General features: G+C 52.4%; 1 pseudogene. It reads right to left on the minus strand.

What is annotated here, in order from left to right:
* Positions 1–56: 56 nt before the first annotated feature.
* Positions 57–778 (minus strand): annotated as a pseudogene (locus FDX22_RS26270) (OmpA family protein); the annotation flags it as partial.

A 778-nucleotide genomic window follows, 5' to 3' on the forward strand; every position in this document is an offset into this window, starting at 1 on the left:
TATTGCCTTCCTGCGGGATAATTTGCCCCCACATTGCGTGGGGGCGGAGAACAGAATTAATGCGTGGCGGGAGCAGAGGGTTGACGTAAAGAAGTCACCTGCTTTTGCTTGTCCAGCTTATCAACCAGCGGCTGAACCACTTTCTCGCCGTGCTGACCAAAATATTGATACAGCGTATCGGAAGCACTTTGCGTTAACACCATGATCTCAATACGACGGTTGCCTGCGCTTTCCGGGTTTTTCGCATCCAGCAGCATTTGGTCCGCCATGGCGCTAACCTGCATGACTTTATCCTGCGGCATGCCGGCGTCTTCCAGCACGCGTCGTGCTGACAAAGCACGGTCGCCAGAGAGGTTCCAGTTGTTGTAAATGTTGCTCTTATAGCTCATCGCATCCGTATGGCCGGTGATGATTATCTTGTTGTCCAGCGAGTCAAACACGGGGGCCAGCGCAACCAGCAGCGATTTAAAGAACGGCATAATTTTGGCGCTNTAATCAGCACGCGCAGCCCCTGAGGAACAATCTCCATCTCAAGGTTGGTTTCCATATGCGCATTGCGGGCGATGACGTTAATGTCGGTCGCCAGCTCACCCAATTCACGGGCTGATTTTTGCTTCAGCAGCACCGCTTTTTCATTCACATCCAGCGCTTTTTTGGCGTTATCTTCGGTGATTTTCGCCGTCTCTTGCGGGTTAACCGTTTTATCCAGCTTGTTGCGCGTGACGTTTTTCTTCTGCGCGCCTGGCGCTATCGGCTGTTTGCCGAGCTTGTTTAACGG

Origin of the sequence: Citrobacter sp. TBCS-14 (assembly GCF_005280805.1) — a bacterium.
GTDB lineage: Bacteria > Pseudomonadota > Gammaproteobacteria > Enterobacterales > Enterobacteriaceae > Citrobacter > Citrobacter gillenii.